The sequence below is a fragment of the Methylobacterium oxalidis genome, from assembly GCF_007992195.1.
Classification (GTDB): Bacteria; Pseudomonadota; Alphaproteobacteria; order Rhizobiales; family Beijerinckiaceae; genus Methylobacterium; species Methylobacterium oxalidis.
Genome location: NZ_BJZU01000258.1, coordinates 1 through 2088, shown reverse-complemented (window position 1 = coordinate 2088; position 2088 = coordinate 1). Strand labels below are relative to the sequence as shown.

Genomic DNA, 2088 nt, shown 5'->3' with positions numbered 1-2088 from the left:
ATGAACATACACGAGTACCAGGCGAAGGCGGTTTTGCGGGAGTTTGGGGTTCCGGTCTCGCGGGGGGTTGCGATCTTCGCGGCCTCGGAGGCGGAGGCGGCCGCGCGCGAGCTCGGCGGCCCGGTCTGGGTGGTCAAGAGCCAGATCCACGCGGGCGGGCGCGGCAAGGGCACGTTCCAGGGGGCCGCGCCCGGCGCCAAGGGCGGCGTGCGCGTCTCCAAGTCGGCCGAGGAGGTCGTGGCGAACGCCCGCGAGATGCTGGGCGCCACCCTGGTGACGGTGCAGACCGGGCCGGCGGGCAAGCAGGTCAACCGCCTCTACATCGAGGAGGGCGCCCAGATCGCGGCCGAGTTCTACCTCTCGATGCTGGTCGACCGCGCCACGGGCGGCGTCGCCTTCGTGGTCTCGACGGAGGGCGGCATGGACATCGAGGCGGTCGCCCACGACAGCCCGGAGAAGATCCACACCGTTCCGGTCGACCCGGCCACCGGCATCCAGCCCCATCACGGCCGGGCCGTGGCCAAGGCGCTGGCGCTCACGGGCGCCCAGGCCAAGCAGGCCGAGGCGCTGACGCAGAAGCTGTACCGGGCCTTCGTCGAGAAGGACATGAGCCTTCTGGAGATCAACCCCTTGGTGCTGACGGCGTCCGGCGAGCTCAAGTGCCTGGACGCCAAGATCGCCTTCGACGGCAACGCGCTCTACCGCCACCCGGACATCCTGGGCCTTCGCGACGAGTCGGAGGAGGACGCCAAGGAGATCGAGGCGTCCAAGTACGATCTGGCCTACATCGCGCTCGACGGCACGATCGGCTGCATGGTCAACGGGGCGGGCCTGGCCATGGCCACACTCGACATCATCAAGCTGTACGGCGAGGAGCCGGCCAACTTCCTGGACGTGGGCGGGGGCGCCTCCGAGGAGAAGGTGACGGCGGCCTTCCAGATCATCACGGCCGACCCGAACGTGAAGGGGATTTTGGTCAACATCTTCGGCGGGATCATGAAGTGCGACGTGATCGCGCGCGGCGTGATCGCGGCGGTGAAGACGGTGGGCCTGTCGGTGCCGCTGGTGGTGCGGCTGGAGGGGACGAACGTGGAGGAGGGCAAGGCGATCATCCGGGGCTCGGGTCTCAACGTGATCCCGGCCGACGATCTCGACGACGCGGCCCAGAAGATCGTGGCCGCCGTGAAGGGAGCCTGAGAGATGTCGGTGATGATTGACGCCAACACCCGTGTGATCTGCCAGGGCTTCACGGGCAAGAACGGCACCTTCCACTCGGAGCAGGCGATCGCCTACGGCACCCGGATGGTGGGGGGCACGAGCCCGGGCAAGGGCGGTGCGACGCATCTGGGGCTGCCGGTGTTCGACACGGTAGCGGAGGCGCGGGAGGCCACGGGGGCCGAGGCGAGCGTGGTCTACGTGCCGCCGCCTGGGGCGGCTGACGCGATCCTGGAGGCGGTGGCGGCCGAGGTGCCGCTGATCGTGTGCATCACGGAAGGGATCCCGGTCCTCGACATGGTTCGGGTGAAGCGGGCGCTGGTGGGCTCGAAGTCGCGTCTGGTGGGCCCGAACTGCCCCGGGATCGTGACGGCGGGGGAGAGCAAGATCGGGATCATGCCGGCCAACATCTTCCGTCCGGGCAGCGTGGGGATCGTGTCGCGCTCAGGGACGCTGACCTACGAGGCGGTGTTCCAGACCTCGACGGCGGGGCTTGGCCAGACGACGGCGGTTGGGATCGGGGGCGATCCGGTCAAGGGGACGGAGTTCATCGACGTCCTGGAGCTGTTCCTGGCTGATCCGAAGACGGAGGCGATCGTGATGATCGGCGAGATCGGGGGCTCGGCGGAGGAGGAGGCGGCGCAGTTCCTGGCGGACGAGGCGCGGCGGGGTCGCCGGAAGCCGATGGTCGGGTTCATCGCGGGGCGGACGGCGCCGCCCGGGCGCCGGATGGGTCACGCGGGCGCGATCATCTCGGGCGGCAAGGGCGGCGCGGAGGACAAGATCGCGGCGATGGAGGCGGCGGGCATCCGGGTCTCGCCCTCGCCCGCCCGCCTCGGATCCACCCTCCTCGACGTCCTCAAAGGATAAGGG

The 2088-nt window shown here is 69.7% G+C and carries 2 protein-coding genes; both read left to right on the top strand.

The window, feature by feature from the left end; all coding sequences use genetic code 11:
• Window positions 1-1197, top strand: coding sequence for an ADP-forming succinate--CoA ligase subunit beta (gene sucC, locus MOX02_RS30330; protein WP_147029467.1), 1197 nt, complete (start codon window positions 1-3; stop codon window positions 1195-1197).
• A gap of 3 nt (window positions 1198-1200) precedes the next feature.
• Window positions 1201-2085 carry a succinate--CoA ligase subunit alpha gene (sucD, locus tag MOX02_RS30325; protein ID WP_147029466.1) on the top strand — a complete coding sequence of 295 codons (885 nt, stop codon included), beginning with the start codon at window positions 1201-1203 and terminating at the stop codon, window positions 2083-2085.
• Window positions 2086-2088 lie beyond the last annotated feature (3 nt).

Coding starts and splice junctions, on each gene's coding strand:
- sucD (WP_147029466.1), top strand. CDS start 1,201: ATGTCGGTGATGATTGACGCCAACACCCGTGTGATCTGCCAGGGCTTC.
- sucC (WP_147029467.1), top strand. CDS start 1: ATGAACATACACGAGTACCAGGCGAAGGCGGTTTTGCGGGAGTTTGGG.